This window comes from Ciceribacter sichuanensis (assembly GCF_024055605.1).
Lineage (GTDB): Bacteria > Pseudomonadota > Alphaproteobacteria > Rhizobiales > Rhizobiaceae > Allorhizobium > Allorhizobium sichuanense.
Genome location: NZ_JAMXLX010000003.1, coordinates 300,365 through 321,555 on the forward strand (window position 1 = coordinate 300,365; position 21,191 = coordinate 321,555).

At 61.8% G+C, this 21,191-nt stretch carries 21 protein-coding genes; 17 read left to right on the forward strand and 4 right to left on the reverse strand.

What is annotated here, in order from left to right:
- Positions 1-8: 8 nt before the first annotated feature.
- The 3 genes from NBH21_RS12060 to hemC all read right to left on the reverse strand — a co-directional run bounded on the left by NBH21_RS12060 (position 9) and on the right by hemC (position 3,056).
- Positions 9-1,304 (reverse strand): hypothetical protein, encoded by a 1,296-nt coding sequence (locus NBH21_RS12060; protein WP_250913467.1) that lies wholly within the window; start codon positions 1,302-1,304, stop codon positions 9-11.
- 89 nt (positions 1,305-1,393) lie between these two features.
- The gene (locus NBH21_RS12065) at positions 1,394-2,122 is read right to left on the reverse strand and encodes a uroporphyrinogen-III synthase (protein WP_250913466.1); all 729 of its coding nucleotides are present in this window, start codon (positions 2,120-2,122) and stop codon (positions 1,394-1,396) included.
- A 4-nt stretch (positions 2,123-2,126) separates the two neighbouring features.
- Positions 2,127-3,056: a hydroxymethylbilane synthase gene (hemC, locus tag NBH21_RS12070; protein ID WP_250913465.1), complete on the reverse strand. Its 930-nt coding sequence runs from the start codon at positions 3,054-3,056 to the stop codon at positions 2,127-2,129.
- A gap of 74 nt (positions 3,057-3,130) precedes the next feature.
- Here hemC and tsaD point away from each other — a divergent pair, with 74 nt between their 5' ends.
- Genes tsaD through NBH21_RS12095 form a run of 5 tightly spaced genes read left to right on the forward strand, consistent with a single transcriptional unit; the run spans position 3,131 to position 6,627 of the window.
- Positions 3,131-4,228 carry a tRNA (adenosine(37)-N6)-threonylcarbamoyltransferase complex transferase subunit TsaD gene (gene tsaD / locus NBH21_RS12075; RefSeq protein ID WP_250913464.1) on the forward strand — a complete coding sequence of 366 codons (1,098 nt, stop codon included), beginning with the start codon at positions 3,131-3,133 and terminating at the stop codon, positions 4,226-4,228.
- 2 nt (positions 4,229-4,230) lie between these two features.
- Positions 4,231-5,214, forward strand: coding sequence for an NAD(P)H-dependent glycerol-3-phosphate dehydrogenase (locus NBH21_RS12080; protein WP_250913700.1), 984 nt, complete (start codon positions 4,231-4,233; stop codon positions 5,212-5,214).
- A 28-nt stretch (positions 5,215-5,242) separates the two neighbouring features.
- Positions 5,243-5,536, forward strand: a complete 294-nt coding sequence (locus NBH21_RS12085; RefSeq protein ID WP_250913463.1) for a YciI-like protein — start codon at positions 5,243-5,245, stop codon at positions 5,534-5,536.
- Positions 5,537-5,541: 5 nt separating this feature from the next.
- On the forward strand, positions 5,542-5,973 hold the full coding sequence (locus tag NBH21_RS12090) for an EVE domain-containing protein (RefSeq protein ID WP_250913699.1): 432 nt from the start codon (positions 5,542-5,544) through the stop codon (positions 5,971-5,973).
- Positions 5,974-6,027: 54 nt separating this feature from the next.
- Positions 6,028-6,627, forward strand: coding sequence for a class I SAM-dependent methyltransferase (locus NBH21_RS12095; protein ID WP_425340415.1), 600 nt, complete (start codon positions 6,028-6,030; stop codon positions 6,625-6,627).
- Positions 6,628-6,641: 14 nt separating this feature from the next.
- On the opposite strand, the gene NBH21_RS12100 is transcribed toward NBH21_RS12095, so the two are convergent.
- A complete protein-coding gene (locus tag NBH21_RS12100) occupies positions 6,642-7,016 on the reverse strand; it encodes a hypothetical protein (protein ID WP_250913461.1) in 375 nt (124 codons plus the stop codon).
- A 297-nt stretch (positions 7,017-7,313) separates the two neighbouring features.
- On the opposite strand from NBH21_RS12100, the gene sdhC reads away from it, so the two are divergent.
- The 12 genes from sdhC (at position 7,314) to NBH21_RS12160 (ending at position 21,191) form a co-directional block, all read left to right on the forward strand.
- On the forward strand, positions 7,314-7,709 hold the full coding sequence (gene sdhC / locus NBH21_RS12105) for a succinate dehydrogenase, cytochrome b556 subunit (protein WP_250913460.1): 396 nt from the start codon (positions 7,314-7,316) through the stop codon (positions 7,707-7,709).
- Between the two features lie 10 nt (positions 7,710-7,719).
- Positions 7,720-8,100, forward strand: a complete 381-nt coding sequence (gene sdhD / locus NBH21_RS12110; protein WP_250913459.1) for a succinate dehydrogenase, hydrophobic membrane anchor protein — start codon at positions 7,720-7,722, stop codon at positions 8,098-8,100.
- A gap of 6 nt (positions 8,101-8,106) precedes the next feature.
- On the forward strand, positions 8,107-9,948 hold the full coding sequence (sdhA, locus tag NBH21_RS12115) for a succinate dehydrogenase flavoprotein subunit (RefSeq protein WP_250913458.1): 1,842 nt from the start codon (positions 8,107-8,109) through the stop codon (positions 9,946-9,948).
- Positions 9,949-9,966: 18 nt separating this feature from the next.
- Positions 9,967-10,746 carry a succinate dehydrogenase iron-sulfur subunit gene (locus NBH21_RS12120; RefSeq protein ID WP_250913457.1) on the forward strand — a complete coding sequence of 260 codons (780 nt, stop codon included), beginning with the start codon at positions 9,967-9,969 and terminating at the stop codon, positions 10,744-10,746.
- A 209-nt stretch (positions 10,747-10,955) separates the two neighbouring features.
- Complete coding sequence (locus NBH21_RS12125) at positions 10,956-11,483, forward strand: protease inhibitor Inh/omp19 family protein (RefSeq protein WP_250913456.1); 528 nt, start codon at positions 10,956-10,958, stop codon at positions 11,481-11,483.
- 65 nt (positions 11,484-11,548) lie between these two features.
- Entirely contained in the window at positions 11,549-12,712 is a 1,164-nt protein-coding gene (zapE, locus tag NBH21_RS12130) for a cell division protein ZapE (RefSeq protein ID WP_250913455.1), read from the forward strand.
- A gap of 178 nt (positions 12,713-12,890) precedes the next feature.
- Positions 12,891-13,853: a malate dehydrogenase gene (gene mdh, locus NBH21_RS12135; protein WP_250913454.1), complete on the forward strand. Its 963-nt coding sequence runs from the start codon at positions 12,891-12,893 to the stop codon at positions 13,851-13,853.
- A 33-nt stretch (positions 13,854-13,886) separates the two neighbouring features.
- Positions 13,887-15,080 (forward strand): ADP-forming succinate--CoA ligase subunit beta, encoded by a 1,194-nt coding sequence (gene sucC / locus NBH21_RS12140; protein WP_250913453.1) that lies wholly within the window; start codon positions 13,887-13,889, stop codon positions 15,078-15,080.
- 17 nt (positions 15,081-15,097) lie between these two features.
- Complete coding sequence (gene sucD, locus NBH21_RS12145; protein WP_250913452.1) at positions 15,098-16,000, forward strand: succinate--CoA ligase subunit alpha; 903 nt, start codon at positions 15,098-15,100, stop codon at positions 15,998-16,000.
- A 172-nt stretch (positions 16,001-16,172) separates the two neighbouring features.
- Positions 16,173-19,169 (forward strand): 2-oxoglutarate dehydrogenase E1 component, encoded by a 2,997-nt coding sequence (locus NBH21_RS12150; protein ID WP_250913451.1) that lies wholly within the window; start codon positions 16,173-16,175, stop codon positions 19,167-19,169.
- Positions 19,170-19,232: 63 nt separating this feature from the next.
- Entirely contained in the window at positions 19,233-20,459 is a 1,227-nt protein-coding gene (gene odhB, locus NBH21_RS12155; RefSeq protein ID WP_250913450.1) for a 2-oxoglutarate dehydrogenase complex dihydrolipoyllysine-residue succinyltransferase, read from the forward strand.
- Positions 20,460-20,555: 96 nt separating this feature from the next.
- The gene (locus NBH21_RS12160) at positions 20,556-21,191 is read left to right on the forward strand and encodes a LysE family transporter (protein ID WP_250913449.1); all 636 of its coding nucleotides are present in this window, start codon (positions 20,556-20,558) and stop codon (positions 21,189-21,191) included.

Below are 21,191 nucleotides of genomic sequence, written 5' to 3' on the forward strand. Positions count from 1 at the left end.
TCTTTTCCTCAGCCCGGCGTGCCGGCGACTGCGGCGGCCATGGCCGCACCGATCAGTGCTTCCACGTCGATGCGGGTCTTCAGCAGATCATTGAAACCGGACGATGCCGCCTTGGCGGCGTCGGGCAGGGTATCCCATTCGAGTGAAGCACCCTTGAGGTCGCCATTCTGCAGCTTGTCCTCCATGCGGGCGATGATTGCTTCGGGCGTCGATCCCTCGACATTGCCAACGGGGCGAACCTTGACCACGGACAAGGCGCTGGAGAGAAGCCGCTGGCCGATGCCTTCGTTCGGATCCGGCTGGTGGATCGCGGCAAGGGCCGCATCGGCGGTCTGGGAGAAACGGCGGATCAGATCGGCGCGCGACTGAACGCCGGTCGCCGCATGGGGGCGCAGGCCTTCCACTGCTGGATCATCGGGCGCAATGCTGGCGAGAGCATCAAGTTCCGCGAGATAGGGGCCGCCACGGTCGATAGCCGACTTGAGGGCGGTCACGGCGATGGCGCGCGCCATCTGCACATCGGTGCGCGGTTCCTCGATCTTTTTTTCCGCCTCCGCAAGGCGGCGTTCGCTGTCCGAGAGCGCCTGGCTGTTGCCGGCGACGGCATTGCGAAGGGTGGCGAGCGCTTCCTCGTTCTGGGCGAGTTTCAGCCGGAGTTCCTCGACCGCAGCAGGATCGACGGTGGCTTCCGGGCGGCTTGCCACGGATGCCTCAAGGGCCGCCAGACGATTCGCTAGGGCGGGGTCCGTCGTGACCGGTCCCGCGGCGGAAAGGGTTGCAATCTGCGAGCGGAGTGCCTCCACCTCGGATGAAAGAGCCGAGGTGTCGGAATCAGAGCTTGTCGCGGGCGATGCGGCCGGCAGGAAACCGGCATATTGCATGCTGCCGGCGGCGATGAGTGCGATCAGGCCGCCGAGAATACCGGCCGCGACCAGAGAGGACGTCGCGGGAGCGGGGCGGGGTGCCGGAGCGGATTGGCGTGGTGTCGGATCGGACGGTGACGGCTCAGTGGCGGCTTGCTCCGAAGCGGTTCCCGTTTCGGAAAAGACGTCTGTTTCCGGCTTCGCTTCCACGGACTCTGTCGGCGAAGGCTCTTCGGCAGTTGTTGCGGTTTCAGCGTCCTGAAGCGGTGCGTCGATCGGGCTTGTATCTGCACGCGGCATCGAGGCATCCGCGGATATCTCCGCGCTGCCCGCCTGCTGCGTGGCCTCGGCCTCCGCGGGCTTCGCTTCCTCTGCTGTCAGGTCGATCGTGACCGGATCTTGCGGCGACTTCGATCGACGGGGCGGCTTTCCGGAAACCATGGCAACCTCTTCATTTCCCTGCGGTGCAGTAAAACTAGTCAGTGAAACAGAGGAAGGGAAGGCCGAAGATCAAAATTGGACCCTCTACCTTAGAGTAGCGTCAGCAGCGAAGCCTCCGCCGGAAGCCGGGCTACGTCGGCTTTCTGCTGCAATTGCGGGGGAATCGCGCTACGGATTCTGTCGCTGAGGCAGAGGAATTTTACGTCTTCGAGTGCCTGCCTGCACGCTTTCGTGAAGGGCAGGGCGAAGAAGCGCCGCACGCTTTCGACGGAATAGAAGAGAATGGCGTCGACAGGTGGCGCTGTCAGGCTGTCCTGCAATGCCTGTTCGGTGATGGAAGTGTTTTCCATGCGGTAGCATTCGCAGATGCTTGCCGGGATGTGTCGTTCTTCGAGAGCTTCTTCAAGACCGAACGCGCGTGGCTTCCCGGCCAGATAAAGCAGCGGTCGTCCAGCGGGATTCCTGCCTTCGAGATCTCGGGCGATGATTGCCGCCAGTGCGGCCCCATCGCCATCTCCCGCTACGACCTGCTGGAAACCCAGTCGCCTTGCGGCTTCAGCGCTTACGGCGCCAACTGCGAAGAGCAGGTCTTCGCGATAGGGCGAAATGGTTTCTGCTCCCAGTTCTTCCAGCGCGCGGATGGCTTCGGCGCTGGTGACGGCGATCGCTGCATGGGGGGCGGCCAGCGCGGCTCTTGTCGCGGTTAGGTCATGGACCGCTCTTGCGAGCGGGAGCACGACCGGGTCGTGCTCCATAAGACGCAGTTTTTCGGCCGTGCGCGTGGCCGAAGGCTCCGGGCGCGTCACGAGAACGCGCACGGTTTCAGCTCCAGCTTTCAAAAAAACCGGTACCGGCCTTTGCCCGCACGGCTTCGCCGGCTTCGCGCCCGATCCGTTCAGCGTCGGTGGCGTTACCTTCGGACGAAATGTCGTGGAAACGGCTGCCGTCCGGGGTCAGGATCATGCCGTAGAAGTGGATCTTTCCATCTTCCGAAGTCGCATGACCGGCAATCGGCGTGCGGCACGAACCGTCAAGTGCGCCGAGAAATGCCCGCTCGCAGGTTACGGCATCATGGGTGGTGCGGTCGTTGATCGATTCCAGCAGGGTGTTGACGCGCTCGTCGCCGATGCGGCTTTCGATGCAGATCGCGCCTTGTGCGGGGGCCGGCGGGAAGTCCTTCGGGTCGAGCAGTTCAGTCGGCACGTCCTGCTTTCCGAGACGCTTCAGTCCCGCAAAGGCAAGCAATGTGGCATCGACCTGGCCTTCGGCCAGCTTGCGCAGGCGGGTATCGACGAGGCCGCGGAAGGTGATGACGTTCAGGTCCGGACGCAGGCGGCGGATCAGCGCCTGACGCCGCAGCGAGGATGAACCGACGGTCGCGCCATGCGGAAGTTCGACTAGGCGCGGGGCGGCTGCGCCGACGAAGGCATCGCGCACGTCTTCCCGCGGCAGGAAGGCCGAGAGGAAGAGGCCGTCCGGCAGGACGGTTGGCATGTCTTTCGAGGAATGGACGGCGAAATCGAGTTCGCCGGAGGCAAGCTGTTCTTCCAGTTCGGCGGTGAAAAGGCCCTTGCCGCCGATTTCTGCGAGCGAACGATCGGTGATGCGGTCGCCCTTGGTCGTCAGTGCGACGATCTCGAACATTTCTTCCGGAAGGCCATGGGCCGCCATCAACCGGCTGCGGGTCTCATAGGCCTGGGCGAGCGCCAGCGGGCTGCCGCGTGTGCCGATGCGAAAAGGTTTTGTTTGCATCCGATCTGATCCGTTGTTACCGACAGTCCTCGTAGACCGGTTTCCGGGTGATCGCAATCAACGAACACAGGCAAATGGCATCCAGACTTCGCATTCTCGGCATCGAGACGAGCTGTGACGAAACGGCCGCGGCCGTCGTCACGCGCCTTGAAGACGGCACCGGCATCATCGAAGGCGACGTGGTTCTGAGCCAGCTCGACGAGCACAGCGCCTATGGCGGCGTGGTTCCCGAGATCGCCGCGCGTGCTCACGTCGAGGCGCTGGACAGCCTGATCGAGGAAGCGCTTCAGCGCGCCGGCGTCACGCTGAAGGAGATCGATGCCGTGGCTGCGACATCTGGTCCCGGGCTGATCGGCGGATTGATCGTCGGGCTGATGACCGGCAAGGCCATAGCGCGGGCGGCCGGCAAGCCGCTTTATGCGGTCAATCACCTTGAGGGCCACGCATTGACGGCGCGGCTGACCGACAGCCTCACCTTTCCCTATCTCATGCTGCTGGTTTCCGGTGGCCATACCCAGCTCGTCCTGATCCGCGGCATCGGCGATTACGAGCGCTGGGGCACGACGATCGACGATGCGCTGGGTGAGGCTTTCGACAAGACAGCCAAGCTGCTTGGCCTTCCTTATCCGGGTGGTCCGGCGGTGGAACGGGCGGCAGCGACAGGCAACCCGAAGCGTTTCAATTTTCCCCGGCCGCTCAGGGGCGAGGAGCGGCTCGACTTTTCCTTTTCCGGGCTGAAGACCGCGGTGCGGCAGGCGGCCGAAAGCATCGCTCCTGTGAGCGACCAGGACATTTCCGATATCTGCGCCTCCTTCCAGCGGGCCATTTCCCGCACGCTGGAAGACCGCATCGGGCGTGGCCTGAAGCGTTTCCTTGCGGAGTTTCCTGAAGTCGAGGGCGTCCCTGCCCTCGTGGTCGCCGGTGGCGTTGCCGCCAATCAGGAACTGCGGCGCACGCTGCAGGCGCTTTGCGACGAAAACGGCTTCCGCTTCGTTGCGCCGCCGATGCAGCTTTGCACCGACAATGCCGTGATGATCGCCTGGGCTGGGCTGGAGCGCATGGCGACCGGGGCCGCTCCCGATGATCTCGATGTGCAGCCGCGTTCGCGCTGGCCGCTTGATTCCGAAGCCAAGGCCGTGATTGGCTACGGCAAGCGGGGAGCCAAGGCATGAGCGTGCCGGAACGTATCGCTGTGATCGGCGCGGGTGCCTTCGGCACGGCGTTGGCTGCCGTCATCGCCATCGAGGGACGGGCGCAAGTGACGCTTGTCGGGCGCGATGCGGCATTGATGGCGGATCTGACGTCGAGCCGGGTTCACGAGGCCGCCCTTCCCGGGATCGCTCTGCCGGAGAGGCTCGCCTTTTCATCCGATCTCTCGGCGATTTCTAAGGCCGGCATCGTGCTTTTTGCCATGCCGTCGCAGGCACAGGTGGACGCCGCCCGGCAGTATGGGCCTTACCTCGCTGACGATGCGGTGGTCGTGACCTGTGCCAAGGGGATCGACCGCAGTTCCGCGCGCCTGTTGACGGATGTGCTCGAGGAGGCGTTGCCGAACCATGCCATTGCCGTGCTTTCGGGACCGGGTTTTGCGGTGGATATCGCCCGCGGCCTGCCGACGGCCATGGCCATTGCTGCAGGCGATCAGGCTGTTGCGGAACGGCTGGCGCGAGCGATATCGGGCCGGACCTTCCGGCTCTATGCTTCCTCCGACCGGATCGGCGTGCAACTTGGCGGTGCGCTGAAGAACGTGCTGGCGATTGCTTGTGGCATTGTCGAGGGGCTGGGTTTGGGCGATTCCGCGCGTGCGGCGCTGATTGCCCGCGGGCTCGCGGAAATGTCGCGTTTTGTCGAGGCCATGGGCGGCAAGGCGGAGACCGTCAGCGGACTTTCCGGCCTCGGCGACCTTGTGCTGACCGCCACCAGTCACCAGTCGCGCAACCTGCGTTTCGGCATCTCGCTCGGGCGCGGAGAGCCGATCGATTTTTCGCGCGGCCAGCTGGTCGAAGGTGCCTTTGCTGCTGCCGTCGCGTCGCGTCTTGCTGAAGGGCTGGGCGTTCGCATGCCGATCACGGATGCGGTGGCGCAGGTCATCGACGGCAGCCTCGAAATTCCGACCGCCATCGAACAGCTGATGTCGCGGCCGATCACCACCGAATGACCAAACCGATTGCAACAGGAGAAATACGATGCTGTTTGCCTTTATCTGCAAGGATAAGCCCGGCCACCTGAACGTGCGGATGGAAACCCGTCCGGCTCATCTCGAGCATCTGAACAAGCTCAATGCCGAGGGAACCCTGAAGATCGCCGGCCCCTTCCTTGATGCAGAAGGCAAGCCAAACGGCAGCCTGGTGATCGTGGATGCCGCCGACATTGATGCCGCCAGGTCGCTGGCCGATGCCGATCCCTATGCAAAGGCCGGTCTTTTTGAAAGCGTCGAGGTGAAGCCCTACAACTGGGTCTTCAATAATCCGGAGGCATGAGCGGAATGGCTTTCTGGCTCTACAAGTCGGAACCCTTCAAGTGGTCCTGGCAGATGCAGAAGGATGCGGGCGCGGCCGGCACCGAATGGACCGGCGTGCGAAACTATCTCGCGCGCAACAACATGCGGGCCATGAAGATCGGCGACAAGGGGTTCTTCTACCATTCGAACGAGGGGCTGGAGATTGTCGGGATCACCGAAGTTTGCGCGCTTTCCCATCCGGATTCGACCGCCGAGGGCGATGACCGTTGGGACTGCGTCGATATTCGCGCCGTAATTGACATGCCGAAGCCGGTTTCGCTGAAGGATGTCAAGGCAAGCGAAAAGCTTGCCAAGATGTCGCTCGTCACCTCGATGCGCCTTTCCGTCCAGCCGGTGACGGAGGAGGAGTATTTCGAGGTTTGCCGCATGGGCGGCCTTGAAAACCCGCCGGTTTGAGGTTTGTCCTTGGTTGCCGATCCGGAGAGCTTCATCCTTGCCAATACTAGCCTGATGGCTACGCCGCATGTGCCGGAGATCCGGCTGCGGCTTGCAAGCGAGGTGCATGATCTCTGGTTGAAGACCGAGGAGGACCTTGAGGAAATCGGCCTGCCGCCGCCGTTCTGGGCGTTTGCCTGGGCCGGCGGGCAGGGGCTTGCCCGCTACATACTGGACCATCCGGAGACGGTCGCCGGCAAGAGCGTGGTGGATTTCGCCAGCGGATCGGGTCTGGTGGCCATTGCCGCAGCGCTTGCCGGAGCGAAAAGCGTGCTTGCCGTCGATATCGATCCCTGGGCGAGGACGGCGGTCAGGCTCAATGCCAAGGCCAACGGCGTGAGCGTCGATTTTTCTGGCGATGACCTTATCGGGCAGTCGCTCGATGTCGATCTGGTTCTTGCGGGCGATGTCTTCTACGACCGGGATTTCGCGGCAGCATTGGTCGAGTGGTTCACGGGCCTTTCGGCCGGCGGCGTCACTGTTCTGGTGGGCGATCCTGGTCGCAGCTATCGTCCGACCGACCGGCTGGAGCCGCTGGCCACCTATGAGGTTCCGGTGACCCGCGTACTGGAAGACGCCGAGGTGAAGAAAACGACGGTGTGGAAGTTCCGCTGAGGTCCGTTAACGGGTCAGTGCGGACGGATGACGCACACGCCTGCCTCGAAGGAACAGGCGGCATCGCCGGTTTCCGCATCGATTTCGATGATCTTTGCCTTCGGTGGCCGGTAGGCAGTGCCGCTGTTCACCGGCCACTTCTCGATTGCCATGTAGATGCCTGTGCCCTTCACGCGTACTGCGGTGAGCGAACCGGCAAAAGTGCCGAGACCCGGAACGACGGAGGGCAGGCCGTTGCCGCCGATGACGGCCCCGCCGTCATGATAGGAAGAGGCGTGTCGGGCAGGACGGTAGGTCCGGTCGTTTCCGGCCTGGAGCGGCGCTGATACGAGGACGGCTGATGTCGCTGTCAGGACGAAAAGTCTTTTCAATCCAATAGCCAAGACCATGGCGATACCCCTCGCAATTGTGACGCGATTAACAAAAAGTTAACGCCACTTTGCCGGATTGTCGCCCTAAAGTCATCCCGCCGCGGCGATTTTCCGCGGCGCGAATTAACGCGCAGGTAGGCATAAAGTTCTATCCATCCGAATCGATTAAATTGAAAACGTCAAGCAATAGTGCTTGTCGCGCGACATTTCGGGGATTAAACGTCGCCGTTGATGCAATGCACCAAGCTCTTTTTTGGGCATTGCCACGGAGGATGTCCGAGATCTCGGACCGCATTTAAACGCCGCGAGGTTCTGATGGCGAATGTGACAAATAACCGGCCATTGTCGCCGCATCTGCAAATCTACAAGCCGATCCCGACCATGGTCATGTCGATCCTGCATCGCATCACCGGCGGCGCTCTTTATTTCGGCACGCTGCTGGTCGCATGGTGGCTGATCGCAGCCTCGACGGGTGCTGCCTATTTCGAGTGGGTCAGCTGGTTCATGGGTACGTTCATCGGCCGGCTGATCCTGTTCGGTTATACCTGGGCTCTGGTTCACCATATGCTCGGCGGCCTGCGTCACCTGATGTGGGACTTGGGCTACGGCTTCGACAAGCATTTCTCGACCAAGCTCGCCAAAGCCATGTTCGTCGGTTCGGTGGTGCTTACCCTGGTGATCTGGGTGATCGCCTACATCGTTCGCGCTTGAGGTGATTTCCATGGATATGCGTACTCCGCTCGGCAAGGTCCGCGGCCTCGGTTCGGCAAAGGATGGAACCGAACATTTCTGGCGTCAGCGCATGACGGCCGTCGCCAACATTCCGCTCATCATCTTCTTCGTCGGCTTCGTGGTTCTCTACGGAGGCTCGCCTTACGCAGAAGTCGTCAGCGCGCTTTCGAACCCGCTCGTCGCCGTGATCATGGGTCTCGTGGTCATTTCGGGTCTCATCCACATGAAGCTTGGCATGCAGGTGATCATCGAGGACTACGTCCACGCGGAAGTGGCCAAGCTCGTTTTCCTGATGCTCAACACGTTCTTCACGATCCTGATCGGCGGTCTCTGTCTTTTCGCCATCTTGAAGATCGCATTCGTAGGGTAATTCAACATGGCATCGATCAGTTCTCCCGCTCAGAACGGCAAGGCCTACAAGTATGTCGACCATTCCTATGACGTCGTCGTCGTAGGCGCCGGCGGCGCCGGTCTGCGCGCCACGCTCGGCATGGCCGAACAGGGCTTCAAGACCGCCTGCATCACCAAGGTCTTTCCGACCCGCTCGCACACCGTTGCGGCGCAGGGCGGCATTGCCGCCTCGCTTACCAACATGACGCCCGACTGCTGGCAGTGGCACCTTTACGATACCGTCAAGGGTTCCGACTGGCTCGGCGACGTGGATGCCATGCAGTATCTCGCCATGGAAGCGCCGAAGGCGGTCTATGAACTCGAGCATTACGGCGTTCCCTTCTCGCGTAACGAGGAAGGCAAAATCTACCAGCGCCCGTTCGGCGGCCACATGCAGAACTACGGCGAAGGCCCGCCGGTGCAGCGCACCTGCGCTGCCGCCGACCGTACCGGCCACGCCATCCTGCACACGCTCTACGGCCAGTCGCTGCGCAACAATGCCGAATTCTTCATCGAGTATTTCGCGCTCGACCTGATCATGGCGCCCGACGGCCGATGCACCGGCGTTGTTGCCTGGAACCTCGACGACGGCACGATCCATCGCTTCGCCGCGAAGATGGTGGTTCTGGCGACCGGCGGTTATGGCCGCGCCTATTTCTCGGCGACCTCTGCACACACCTGCACGGGTGACGGCGGCGGCATGATCGCCCGCGCCAACCTGCCGCTGCAGGACATGGAATTCGTGCAGTTCCACCCGACCGGTATTTATGGCGCAGGCTGCCTGATCACCGAAGGCGCGCGCGGCGAAGGCGGCTATCTCGTGAACTCCGAAGGCGAGCGCTTCATGGAGCGCTATGCCCCCTCGGCGAAGGACCTCGCATCGCGCGACGTCGTCTCGCGCTGCATGACGATGGAAATCCGTGAAGGCCGCGGCGTCGGCAAGAACAAGGACCACATCTTCCTGCACCTCGACCATCTCGATCCGGCGGTTCTGCACGAGCGCCTGCCGGGTATCTCGGAAAGCGCCAAGATCTTCGCAGGCGTCGACGTGACCCGCGAGCCGATCCCGGTCCTGCCCACCGTTCACTACAACATGGGCGGCATTCCAACGAACTACTGGGGCGAAGTGCTGAACGCCGATGCCGACAACCCGGAACGCATCGCGCCCGGCCTGATGGCCGTGGGCGAAGCCGGTTGCGCCTCGGTGCATGGTGCAAACCGTCTCGGCTCCAACTCGCTGATCGACCTCGTGGTCTTCGGCCGTGCCGCCGCCATCCGCGCCGGGCAGGTGATCGACAAGTCCGAGCCGGTGCCCGCGCTCGACATCGCCGCCTGTGACAAGATCATGGAACGCTTCGACGGCATCCGCCATGCCAGCGGCTCAACCCCGACCGCCGTGCTGCGCGACAAGATGCAGCGCGCCATGCAGGAAGACGCCGCCGTGTTCCGCACCCAGGAAGCGCTGGAGAGCGGCTGCCGCCGCATCTCGGCCATCTGGAAGGAACTGCCGGATGTCAAGGTCACGGACCGGTCGCTGGTCTGGAACTCGGATCTCGTCGAGACCCTCGAACTGCAGAACCTGATGGCCAATGCCATCACGACCGTCTATGGCGCCGAAGCGCGCAAGGAGAGCCGTGGTTCGCATGCTCGCGAAGACTATGTCGACGGTCCGTTCGCTGGTCGCGACGACGTCAACTGGCGCAAGCACACGCTGGCCTGGGTTTCGGAAGCTGGCGATGTGAAGCTCGACTATCGTCCTGTTCATACCGACCTGATCGCCGATGGCATCGATCCCAAAAAGATCGCGCCGAAGGCCCGCGTCTATTGATCTGAAGAGGAACTGGACATGGTTGAACTCGCTCTCCCCAAGAACTCCCAGATCACCGAAGGCAAGGTATGGCCGAAGCCGGCCGGGGCCAAGAATGTCCGGGAATACCGGATCTATCGCTGGAACCCGGACGACGGCCAGAACCCGCGGATCGACACCTACTACATCGACATCGATGACTGTGGTCCGATGGTGCTCGACGGTCTGCTCTACATCAAGAACAAGATCGACCCGACGCTGACGTTGCGCCGCTCCTGCCGCGAAGGCATTTGCGGTTCCTGCGCGATGAACATCGACGGCACCAACACGCTCGCCTGCACCAAGGGCATGGACGAGGTGAACGGCACGGTGAAGGTCTATCCTCTGCCGCACATGCCGGTGGTCAAGGATCTGGTGCCGGATCTGACGAACTTCTACGCTCAGCATCGTTCGATCGAGCCGTGGCTGAAGACCGTTTCTCCGCCTCCAGCCAAGGAATGGAAGCAGAGCCACGAAGATCGCCTGAAGCTCGACGGCCTCTACGAGTGCATTCTCTGCGCCTGCTGCTCGACCTCCTGTCCGAGCTACTGGTGGAATGGCGACCGCTACCTCGGCCCGGCTGTCCTGCTGCAGGCCTATCGCTGGCTGATCGACAGCCGCGACGAAGCCAAGGGCGAACGTCTCGACAATCTGGAAGATCCTTTCCGGCTCTATCGCTGCCACACCATCATGAACTGCGCGCAGGCCTGCCCGAAGGGGCTCAACCCGGCCAAGGCGATTGCAGAAATCAAGAAGATGATGGTCGAGCGTCGCGTCTGATCCGGTTCGATCCTGTCTGCTTTTGGGAATGGGTTGCATTTTGACCGATGTAGCCCATTTACCATATCGTAATACGATTCAGTCTTGGTGAAAGACGATGTGCGGAGTTCGCGAGGCGTCCTGTCTTGATTCGAACAGGTCGTTTGCGATAATTCCGCCGTGTTTTCGTATGAGAAACCGGCCAGAAGCGGTCAACCGGGAGTATGATGATGAAGTTGAAGTATGCGGCAACGGGGGTCGCGATCGTTCTTTCGCTCGCTGGCTGCCAGCGGACCTCCTATAGCGGCCTTGATCAGCAGAATAGTGCTCTTCCGCCGCTGCAGGCCCAGCCGGTTCCCTCCGTCCAGTCCGGTCAGCTGCCACCTCCCGGTGCCGCCGGTGACAGCCAGTTCCCGGCCGCTCCCGCAGCCGCTGCGCCTGGCACGGGTATGAGCGATGCAGCCCCCGCGACGGCAATGGACGTGACCAAGGAATCCATGGTCGGTAACTGGAAGGTTTCCAACGGCGGCGCTTCCTGCGACATGTTCCTGACGCTCACCAATCTCGGCAGTGGCTCGCGCGGCGGTACGCGCGGCTGCGCCGGTGAACTCACGCAGATGGGTTCCTGGGAAGTTTCCGGCAAGCAGGTGGTCCTGAAGGACCGCAACGGCAATGCGATCGGCCGTGTCTACAAGAGCGCCGATGCCCGCTTCGACGGTTCGACCTCGAGCGGTCAGCCGCTAAGCCTCAGCCGCTAAGTTTCTCCCCTTCATGCCGTGCGGGTCGATGCCGAAGCGGCGCCCGCTCCGGCGGAGCATTTTACATGCAGCCCATTCCGGATTACGCCTCGAGCGTTGCCGAGCAGCTCAAGTCGATGACCGAGGCCGGCACGCTGAAGGCGGACAAGGCGCAGATGGAGGTTGCAAACCATCTCGACCGCATTCTCCATGACCTGAAGCAACGCCGGCCGGCCGCCAAGAAGAGCGCGCTTGGGTGGATGTTTGCGCAGAAGCGCAAGTCGCAGCAGGCGGTGCGCGGCCTCTACGTGCATGGCAGCGTCGGCCGCGGCAAGACCATGCTGATGGATCTGTTCTTCCGGATGGCGCCGGTGGAAAAGAAACGCCGGGCGCATTTCCACGAATTCATGGCCGATGTGCATGGCCGCATTCATGCGCATCGCCAGAAGCTGAAGAACGGCGAAACCAAGCAAGCCGATCCCGTGCCACCGGTGGCGGCGGCGCTGCGCGAGGAGGCGGAGCTTCTCTGCTTCGACGAATTCACGGTGACGGATATCGCTGACGCCATGATCCTGGCGCGCCTCTTCACCGAACTCTTTGCGCGGGGTTGCACGCTGGTCGCGACCTCCAACGTCGAGCCGGAAAATCTCTATCGCGACGGCCTGAACCGTGGCCTCTTCCTGCCGTTCATCGGATTGCTGCAACGGCATGTTGAGGTGACGACGCTCGACTCTCCGGTCGATTACCGTCTGGAGAAGCTGGAAAGCCTGCCGGTCTATACCACACCTCTTTCCGCCGAAGCGGATCGTCTCATGGATATCGCGTGGGAGAGGATCACCGAAGGCAGGCGCGAGATCGCGACCGAAATCGAGATGAAGGGGCGCAGCGTTCCCATTCCGCGCGCGGCGGGTCGGGCTGCCCGGTTCACCTTCGCCGAGCTTTGCGCACAGCCGCTCGGGGCTTCAGACTTTCTCGAGATTGCCCGCCGGTTCGACGTCATCTTCATCGACCATATTCCCTTGCTGGGCCCGCAGAGGCGCAACGAGACCAAGCGTTTCATCATCCTGATCGACGCTCTCTACGATGCTTCCGTTCGGCTTTTCGCGTCCGCGGCCGCGATGCCGGAGGGGCTGCTGACCGAGAAGAAGGGCATCGAAGGTTTCGAGTTCGACCGCACCATTTCGCGGCTTTTCGAGATGCGGAGCGCTGACTATCTTGCCCTTCATCAAAACGCGCGGGCAGAAGTTTGACATTTTTACGTCATAAGATTTGACGTTTACGTAAGATAATAATCATCTAACCGATTGAAAATACTGGATCGAAAATAATCGGTTGCAGTTTCTCTCGAGTGCGGCTATGCGGTTTTCCACAAGGGTCGGCAGCCAATCCCTGTCCGCCTTGGTTTTGGATCTAAAAGGAAGCACTTCAATGGCGCGCAATAAGATCGCTCTTATCGGTTCTGGAATGATTGGTGGTACGCTGGCTCATCTGGCCGGTCTCAAGGAACTGGGCGACATCGTCCTGTTCGACATTGCCGACGGCATCCCGCAGGGCAAGGGCCTGGATATCGCCCAGTCGTCCCCCGTTGAAGGCTTCAACGCAAAGCTGACCGGCGCCAGCGATTACTCCGCCATCGAAGGCGCAGACGTCTGCATCGTCACCGCAGGTGTTGCCCGCAAGCCCGGCATGAGCCGCGACGACCTTCTCGGCATCAACCTGAAGGTCATGGAACAGGTCGGCGCCGGCATCAAGAAATACGCTCCGAACGCCTTCGTCATCTGCATCACCAACCCGCTCGACGCGATGGTCTGGGCCCTGCAGAAGTTCTCCGGCCTCCCGACCAACAAGGTCGTCGGCATGGCCGGCGTTCTCGATAGCGCCCGCTTCCGCCTCTTCCTCTCCGAAGAGTTCAAGGTTTCCGTTCAGGACGTCACTGCATTCGTTCTCGGCGGTCACGGCGACACCATGGTGCCGCTCGCCCGCTACTCCACCGTTGGCGGCATTCCGCTGACCGATCTCGTCAAGATGGGCTGGGTCACCAAGGAGCGCCTGGAAGAAATCATTCAGCGCACCCGTGACGGCGGCGCCGAAATCGTCGGCCTGCTCAAGACCGGCTCGGCCTACTACGCTCCGGCCGCTTCGGCTATCGAAATGGCTGAATCCTACCTCAAGGACAAGAAGCGCGTCCTGCCGGCCGCTGCATACCTCTCCGGCCAGTACGGTGTGAAGGACATGTATGTCGGCGTTCCGACGATCATCGGTGCCGGCGGCGTCGAGCGCATCATCGAAGTCGAATTCACCAAGGCTGAAGACGAAGCCTTCCAGAAGTCCGTCGGCGCTGTCGCGGGTCTTTGCGAAGCCTGCATCAATATCGCCCCCGCCCTCAAGTAATCCGCCTGAAGGGCCCAATACAGGGACAAGACGATGAATATTCATGAATACCAGGCCAAGGCCCTCCTGAAGGGCTACGGCGCACCGGTCGCGGAAGGTGTCGCGATCCTCAAGGCTGAAGAGGCGGAAGCTGCTGCCAAGTCTCTTCCCGGCCCACTTTACGTGGTCAAGAGCCAGATCCACGCCGGCGGCCGCGGCAAGGGCAAGTTCAAGGAACTCGGCCCCGAAGCCAAGGGTGGCGTCCGGCTGGCGAAGTCGATCGACGAAGTCGTCGCCAACGTCAAGGAAATGCTCGGCAACACGCTGGTAACCGCGCAGACCGGCGAAGCCGGCAAGCAGGTCAACCGACTTTACATCGAAGACGGTGCCGACATTGCTCGCGAACTCTATTGCTCGCTGCTGGTTGATCGTTCCGTCGGTCGTGTTGCCTTCGTCGTCTCGACCGAAGGCGGCATGGACATCGAGGCTGTCGCCCACGACACGCCGGAGAAGATCCATACCATCGCCATCGATCCGGAAACCGCCGTCACGGCTGACGACGTTGCGAAGATCGTCAAGGCGCTCGAACTGACCGGGGCTGCCGCCGAAGACGCCAAGTCGCTCTTCCCGATCCTCTACAAGGCCTTCAACGAGAAGGACATGTCCCTTCTCGAAATCAACCCGCTGATCGTCATGACCAATGGTCACCTGCGCGTTCTCGACGCCAAGGTTTCCTTCGATGGCAACGCGCTGTTCCGTCACGACGACGTTCGCGCACTGCGTGACGAAACCGAAGAAGACGCCAAGGAAATCGAGGCTTCCAAGTGGGATCTCGCCTACGTGGCTCTCGACGGAAACATCGGCTGCATGGTCAACGGCGCAGGCCTTGCCATGGCGACGATGGACATCATCAAGCTCTACGGCAAGGAGCCGGCAAACTTCTGCGACGTCGGCGGTGGCGCCGGCAAGGAAAAGGTTGCTGCGGCCTTCAAGATCATCACGGCTGACCCGAAGGTCGAGGGCATCCTCGTCAACATCTTTGGCGGCATCATGAAGTGTGACGTCATCGCCGAGGGCGTTGTCGCTGCCGTTCAGGAAGTCGGCCTGAAGGTTCCGCTCGTGGTTCGCCTCGAAGGCACCAATGTCGAGCTTGGCAAGAAGATCCTGAACGAATCGGGTCTGGCGATCACGGCTGCTGACGATCTTGACGACGCGGCCAAGAAGATCGTCGCGGCGATCAAAGCCTAATCTGAGGAACCTGATACATGTCTATTCTCGTCAATAAAGACACCAAGATCCTCGTTCAGGGCCTGACCGGCAAGACCGGTTCGTTCCACACCGAACAGGCGCTCGCCTACTATGGCACCAAGATGGTCGGCGGTATCCATCCGAAGAAGGGTGGCGAAACCTGGACCGGCTCCAAGGGCGAAACACTGCCGATCTTCGCGACCGTTGCCGAAGCCAAGGAGCGCACCGGCGCTGACGCCTCGGTCATCTACGTTCCGCCGGCAGGTGCAGCCGACGCCATCATCGAGGCGATCGACGCCGAGATCCCGTTCATCACCTGCATCACCGAGGGCATCCCGGTCATGGACATGGTGCGGGTCAAGGCCAAGCTCGACAAGTCGAAGTCGCGCCTGCTGGGTCCGAACTGCCCGGGTATCCTGACGCCGGAAGAATGCAAGATCGGCATCATGCCGGGCTCGATCTTCCGCAAGGGTTCGGTCGGTATTGTTTCGCGCTCCGGCACGCTTACCTATGAAGCCGTATTCCAGACCTCGAACGAAGGCCTCGGCCAGACCACCGCTGTCGGTATTGGCGGCGACCCGGTCAAGGGTACCGAGTTCATCGACATGCTGGAAATGTTCCTGGCCGACGAAGCCACGACCTCGATCATCATGATCGGCGAAATCGGCGGCTCGGCCGAAGAGGATGCTGCACAGTTCCTTATCGACGAAGCCAAGAAGGGCCGCAAGAAGCCGATGGCCGGCTTCATCGCCGGTCGTACGGCTCCGAAGGGCCGCACGATGGGTCACGCCGGCGCCGTGGTTTCGGGCGGCAAGGGCGATGCGGAATCGAAGATCGCGGCCATGGAAGCTGCCGGTATCAAGGTTTCGCCTTCGCCGGCACGCCTCGGCAAGACGCTGGTTGAAGTCCTCAAGGGCTGAGACCTGAGAAGCATGCGCCAGGCAGGGCGGATCCAGAGTGGTCCCCTTGCCTGGATTTGGCATTTTAGAGTCCCTGAATGCGATTTGTGTTCGGGTTGATGCAAAGCGGCAGGCCGGGCGTCCGGCCATCATCTTAAAGTCGGGAGGCGAGCGGAGACGTTCGCAGAACACAATGGGTAGGCAAGAAGCCAACGAGCAATTTCTGATCACGTCCTTCCTCGACGGATCGAATGCTGCCTATATCGAGCAGCTCTATGCGCGCTATGAGGATGACCCCTCCTCGGTTTCGGCCGAATGGCAGGCGTTCTTCAAGGCGCTGGCCGATAACCCGGCCGACGTGAAAAAGGCTGCCGCAGGCGCTTCCTGGCAGCGCAAGAACTGGCCGATCCCGGCGCAGGGCGAGCTGGTGTCGGCCCTTGACGGCAACTGGGGCGTGATCGAAAAGGTCATCGAAACCAAGGTCAAGGCCAAGGCTGAAGCGACTGCCGCCGCAACCGGCAAGCCGGCCAGCGAGGCCGAAGTGCTGCAGGCGACCCGCGATTCCGTCCGGGCCATCATGATGATCCGCGCCTATCGCATGCGCGGCCACCTGCATGCCAATCTCGATCCGCTCGGTCTGGCCGCCCCGGTCGATGATTACAACGAGCTTTCGCCGGTCGCCTACGGCTTTACCGAAGCCGATTTCGGCCGCAAGATCTTTATCGACAACGTGCTTGGTCTCGAATACGCGACCATCCCGGAAATGCTCGATATCCTGAAGCGGACCTATTGCTCGACCATCGGCGTCGAGTTCATGCACATGTCCAATCCGGATGAAAAGTCCTGGATTCAGGAACGCATCGAAGGCCCGGACAAGGGTGTCGACTTCACCCCGAACGGCAAGAAGGCCATCCTTTCGAAGCTGATCGAGGCCGAAGGCTTCGAGCAGTTCATCGACGTCAAGTACAAGGGTACCAAGCGCTTCGGTCTCGATGGCGGCGAATCCCTGATCCCGGCGCTCGAGCAGATCATCAAGCGCGGTGGCCAGGAAGGCCTCGAGGAAATCGTCTTCGGCATGGCCCACCGTGGTCGCCTGAACGTTCTGACCAACGTCATGGCGAAGCCGCACCGTGCCGTTTTCCACGAGTTCAAGGGCGGTTCGTTCAAGCCCGACGAAGTCGAAGGTTCGGGCGATGTGAAGTACCACCTCGGCGCTTCCTCCGACCGCGAGTTCGACGGCAACAAGGTTCACCTGTCCTTGACCGCCAACCCGTCGCACCTGGAAATCGTCAACCCGGTTGTCATGGGCAAGGCCCGCGCCAAGCAGGACCAGCTCGCCAAGGTCTGGGACGGCGACATCATTCCGCTTCGTGAACGCGCCAAGGTGCTGCCGCTGCTTCTGCACGGCGATGCGGCCTTTGCCGGTCAGGGCGTCGTAGCCGAAATCCTCGGGCTTTCCGGTCTGCGCGGCCACCGCGTGGCCGGCACGATGCACTTCATCATCAACAACCAGATCGGTTTCACCACCAATCCGGCGTTCTCGCGTTCGTCGCCTTATCCGTCCGACGTCGCCAAGATGATCGAAGCGCCGATCTTCCACGTCAACGGCGATGATCCGGAAGCGGTCGTTTACGCCGCCAAAATCGCGACCGAATACCGGATGAAGTTTCACAAGCCGGTCGTCATCGACATGTTCTGCTACCGCCGCTTCGGCCATAACGAAGGCGATGAGCCCGCGTTCACCCAGCCGAAGATGTACAAGGCGATCCGCGCCCACAAGACGGTCGTTCAGCTCTATGCCGAGCGTCTGATCGCCGAAGGCCTGATCACCGAAGGCGAATTCGAGAAGATGAAGGCCGATTGGCGCGCCCATCTCGAACAGGAGTTCGAGGCCGGCCAGTCCTACAAGCCGAACAAGGCCGACTGGCTCGACGGCGTATGGTCGGGCCTTCGCGCAGCCGACAACGCCGACGAACAGCGTCGTGGCAAGACCGCTGTGCCGATGAAGTCGCTGAAGGAGATTGGCCGCAAGCTGTCGACCATTCCAGAAGGCTTCAAGGCGCACCGCACCATCCAGCGCTTCATGGACAACCGCGCCCAGATGGTGGAAACCGGCGAGGGCATCGACTGGGCCATGGGCGAGGCATTTGCCTTCGGTTCGCTGGCCGTCGAGGGTCACAAGATCCGCCTGTCGGGTCAGGATTGCGAACGCGGCACCTTCTCGCAGCGTCACTCGGTTCTCTACGATCAGGAAACCGAAGAGCGCTACATCCCGCTTGCCAACCTCGCTCCGAACCAGGCACGCTACGAAGTCATCAACTCGATGCTTTCGGAAGAGGCTGTTCTCGGCTTCGAATATGGCTACTCGCTGGCCCGTCCGAACGCGTTGACCCTCTGGGAAGCGCAATTCGGCGACTTCGCCAATGGGGCGCAGGTCGTCTTCGACCAGTTCATCTCGTCGGGCGAACGCAAGTGGCTGCGCATGTCCGGTCTCGTCTGCCTTTTGCCGCACGGCTATGAAGGTCAGGGTCCGGAGCACTCCTCGGCCCGCCTCGAGCGCTGGCTGCAGATGTGCGCCGAAGATAACATGCAGGTCGCCAATGTCACGACGCCGGCGAACTACTTCCACATCCTGCGCCGTCAGGTGAAGCGCGACTTCCGCAAGCCGCTCATCCTGATGACGCCGAAGTCCCTGCTGCGCCACAAGCGGGCTGTTTCCAGCCTGTCCGAAATGGCCGGCGAGAGCTCGTTCCACCGCCTGCTGTGGGATGATGCGGAGGTCATCAAGGACGGTCCGATCAAGCTGCAGAAGGACAACAAGATCCGCCGCGTCGTCATGTGCACGGGCAAGGTCTACTACGATCTTCTGGAAGAGCGCGAGAAGCGCGGCATCGATGACATCTACCTGCTGCGCGTCGAACAGCTCTATCCGTTCCCGGCCAAGGCGCTCATCAACGAGCTCAGCCGCTTCCGCAATGCGGAGATGGTCTGGTGCCAGGAAGAGCCGAAGAACATGGGCGCATGGTCGTTTATCGATCCCTATCTCGAGTGGGTTCTGGCTCACATCGACGCCAAGTACCAGCGGGTTCGCTACACCGGCCGCCCGGCCGCGGCATCGCCCGCAACCGGCCTGATGTCGAAGCATCTCGCCCAGCTCGAGGCCTTCCTCGAGGATGCGCTGGGGGGCTGATAGCCTCCCGGTCGCAACGACCCCAATCGACAGAAACGTTCTCTGATCAACGGAATTGACATCATGGCCACAGAAATCCGCGTCCCCACCCTGGGTGAATCCGTCAGCGAAGCGACGGTCGGCACCTGGTTCAAGAAGGTCGGCGACATCATCAAGGCCGACGAGCCGCTCGTCGAACTCGAAACCGACAAGGTGACCGTCGAAGTGCCTGCTCCGGCTTCCGGCGTGCTCACCGAGATCGTTGCCGCCAATGGCGAAACCGTTGGCCTCGGCGCGCTGCTCGGCCAGATCGCCGAAGGTGCCGGCGCTGCCGCTTCGGCACCTGCAGCCGCTCCGGCCGCTGCCCCGGCTCCGGCTGCTGCACCCGCAGTCGCCCCCGCTGCTCCGGCCGCATCGGCCATGCCGGCTGCTCCGGCTGCCGCCAAGATGCTTGCTGAAAACAACCTCTCGGCCGATCAGGTCGATGGTTCCGGCAAGCGTGGCCAGGTCCTGAAGGGCGACGTGATCGCTGCTATCGCCAAGGGTGCTACGGCTGCCGCCGCTCCGGCTCCGGCTGCCGCTCCCCGTCCGGCATCGAGCGCCGATGACGCCGTTCGCGAAGAGCGCGTCAAGATGACCCGTCTGCGCCAGACGATCGCGAAGCGTCTGAAGGACGCCCAGAACACTGCCGCCATGCTGACCACCTACAACGAGGTGGACATGTCGGCCGTGATGGACCTGCGCAACCGCTACAAGGACATCTTCGAGAAGAAGCATGGCGTGAAGCTCGGCTTCATGGGCTTCTTCACCAAGGCGGTCACTCACGCGCTGAAGGAAATTCCCTCGATCAACGCCGAGATCGACGGCACCGACATCATCTACAAGAACTTCTGCCATGTCGGCATGGCGGTCGGCACGGACAAGGGTCTTGTCGTTCCGGTCATCCGCGATGCCGACGCGTTGTCGATTGCCGGCGTCGAGAAGGAACTCGGCCGTCTCGCCAAGGCCGCCCGCGATGGCGCGCTGTCGATGGCCGACATGCAGGGCGGCACCTTCACCATCACCAATGGCGGTGTCTACGGTTCGCTGATGTCCTCGCCGATCCTGAATGCACCGCAGTCGGGTATTCTCGGCATGCACAAGATCCAGGAGCGTCCGGTCGCCATCGGCGGTCAGGTCGTCATTCGTCCGATGATGTATCTGGCCCTTTCCTACGATCACCGCATCGTCGATGGCAAGGAAGCCGTGACCTTCCTCGTCCGTGTCAAGGAAAGCCTGGAAGATCCGGAGCGTCTGGTTCTCGATCTCTGATCATTCTGGCGGGAGACCGTTCTACGGTCTCCCGCCGATCCTGTTTTCCGGTGAGCGCATCCGCAAGGGCGGCCCTGCCGGCATGGAGGCACTATTATGCACGCCTATCTTCTGGAACTCGCTTCGCTGATGGCGGTATTCTCCTTCGCCATCGTTTCCCCCGGCGCTGATACGGCGATGGTCATGCGCCAGGCCATGGTGCATGGGCGGCGTGAGGCAATCCTCACGAGTTTCGGCATCGGCACATCGCTGATGTTCCACGTCACCTATACCATTCTTGGCCTCGGGCTGATCATCTCGAAGTCGTTGCTTCTGTTCAGCATCATCAAGTGGGCAGGTGCCGTCTACCTCATCTATATGGGTGTAATGGCGCTGCGCGCCGGCAAGACCGATCTCGATCCGGTTGCCGATGGTGCCGAGCCTGCCCGGCAGAGTGCATTGCGGGCCTTCGGCCTCGGCTTTCTCGCCAACGCGCTGAACCCGAAGCCGGTTCTCTTCTTCCTGTCGATCTTCTCGGCTCTGGTCGCCGCCTCCACGCCCGGCACGGTGAAGTTCGGCTACGGTCTGGTGATGGCGACCTGCCTCATCGCATGGTTCGTCGGCGTGTCGTTCTTCATGACGACGCCGCGCATGCGGGCAGCCTTCTCCCGGGCCAGCAAGTGGATCAACCGCGCCTCCGGCATGGTGTTCATCGCTTTCGGCCTGAAGCTTGCGGCGACGAAGGCGAGCTGA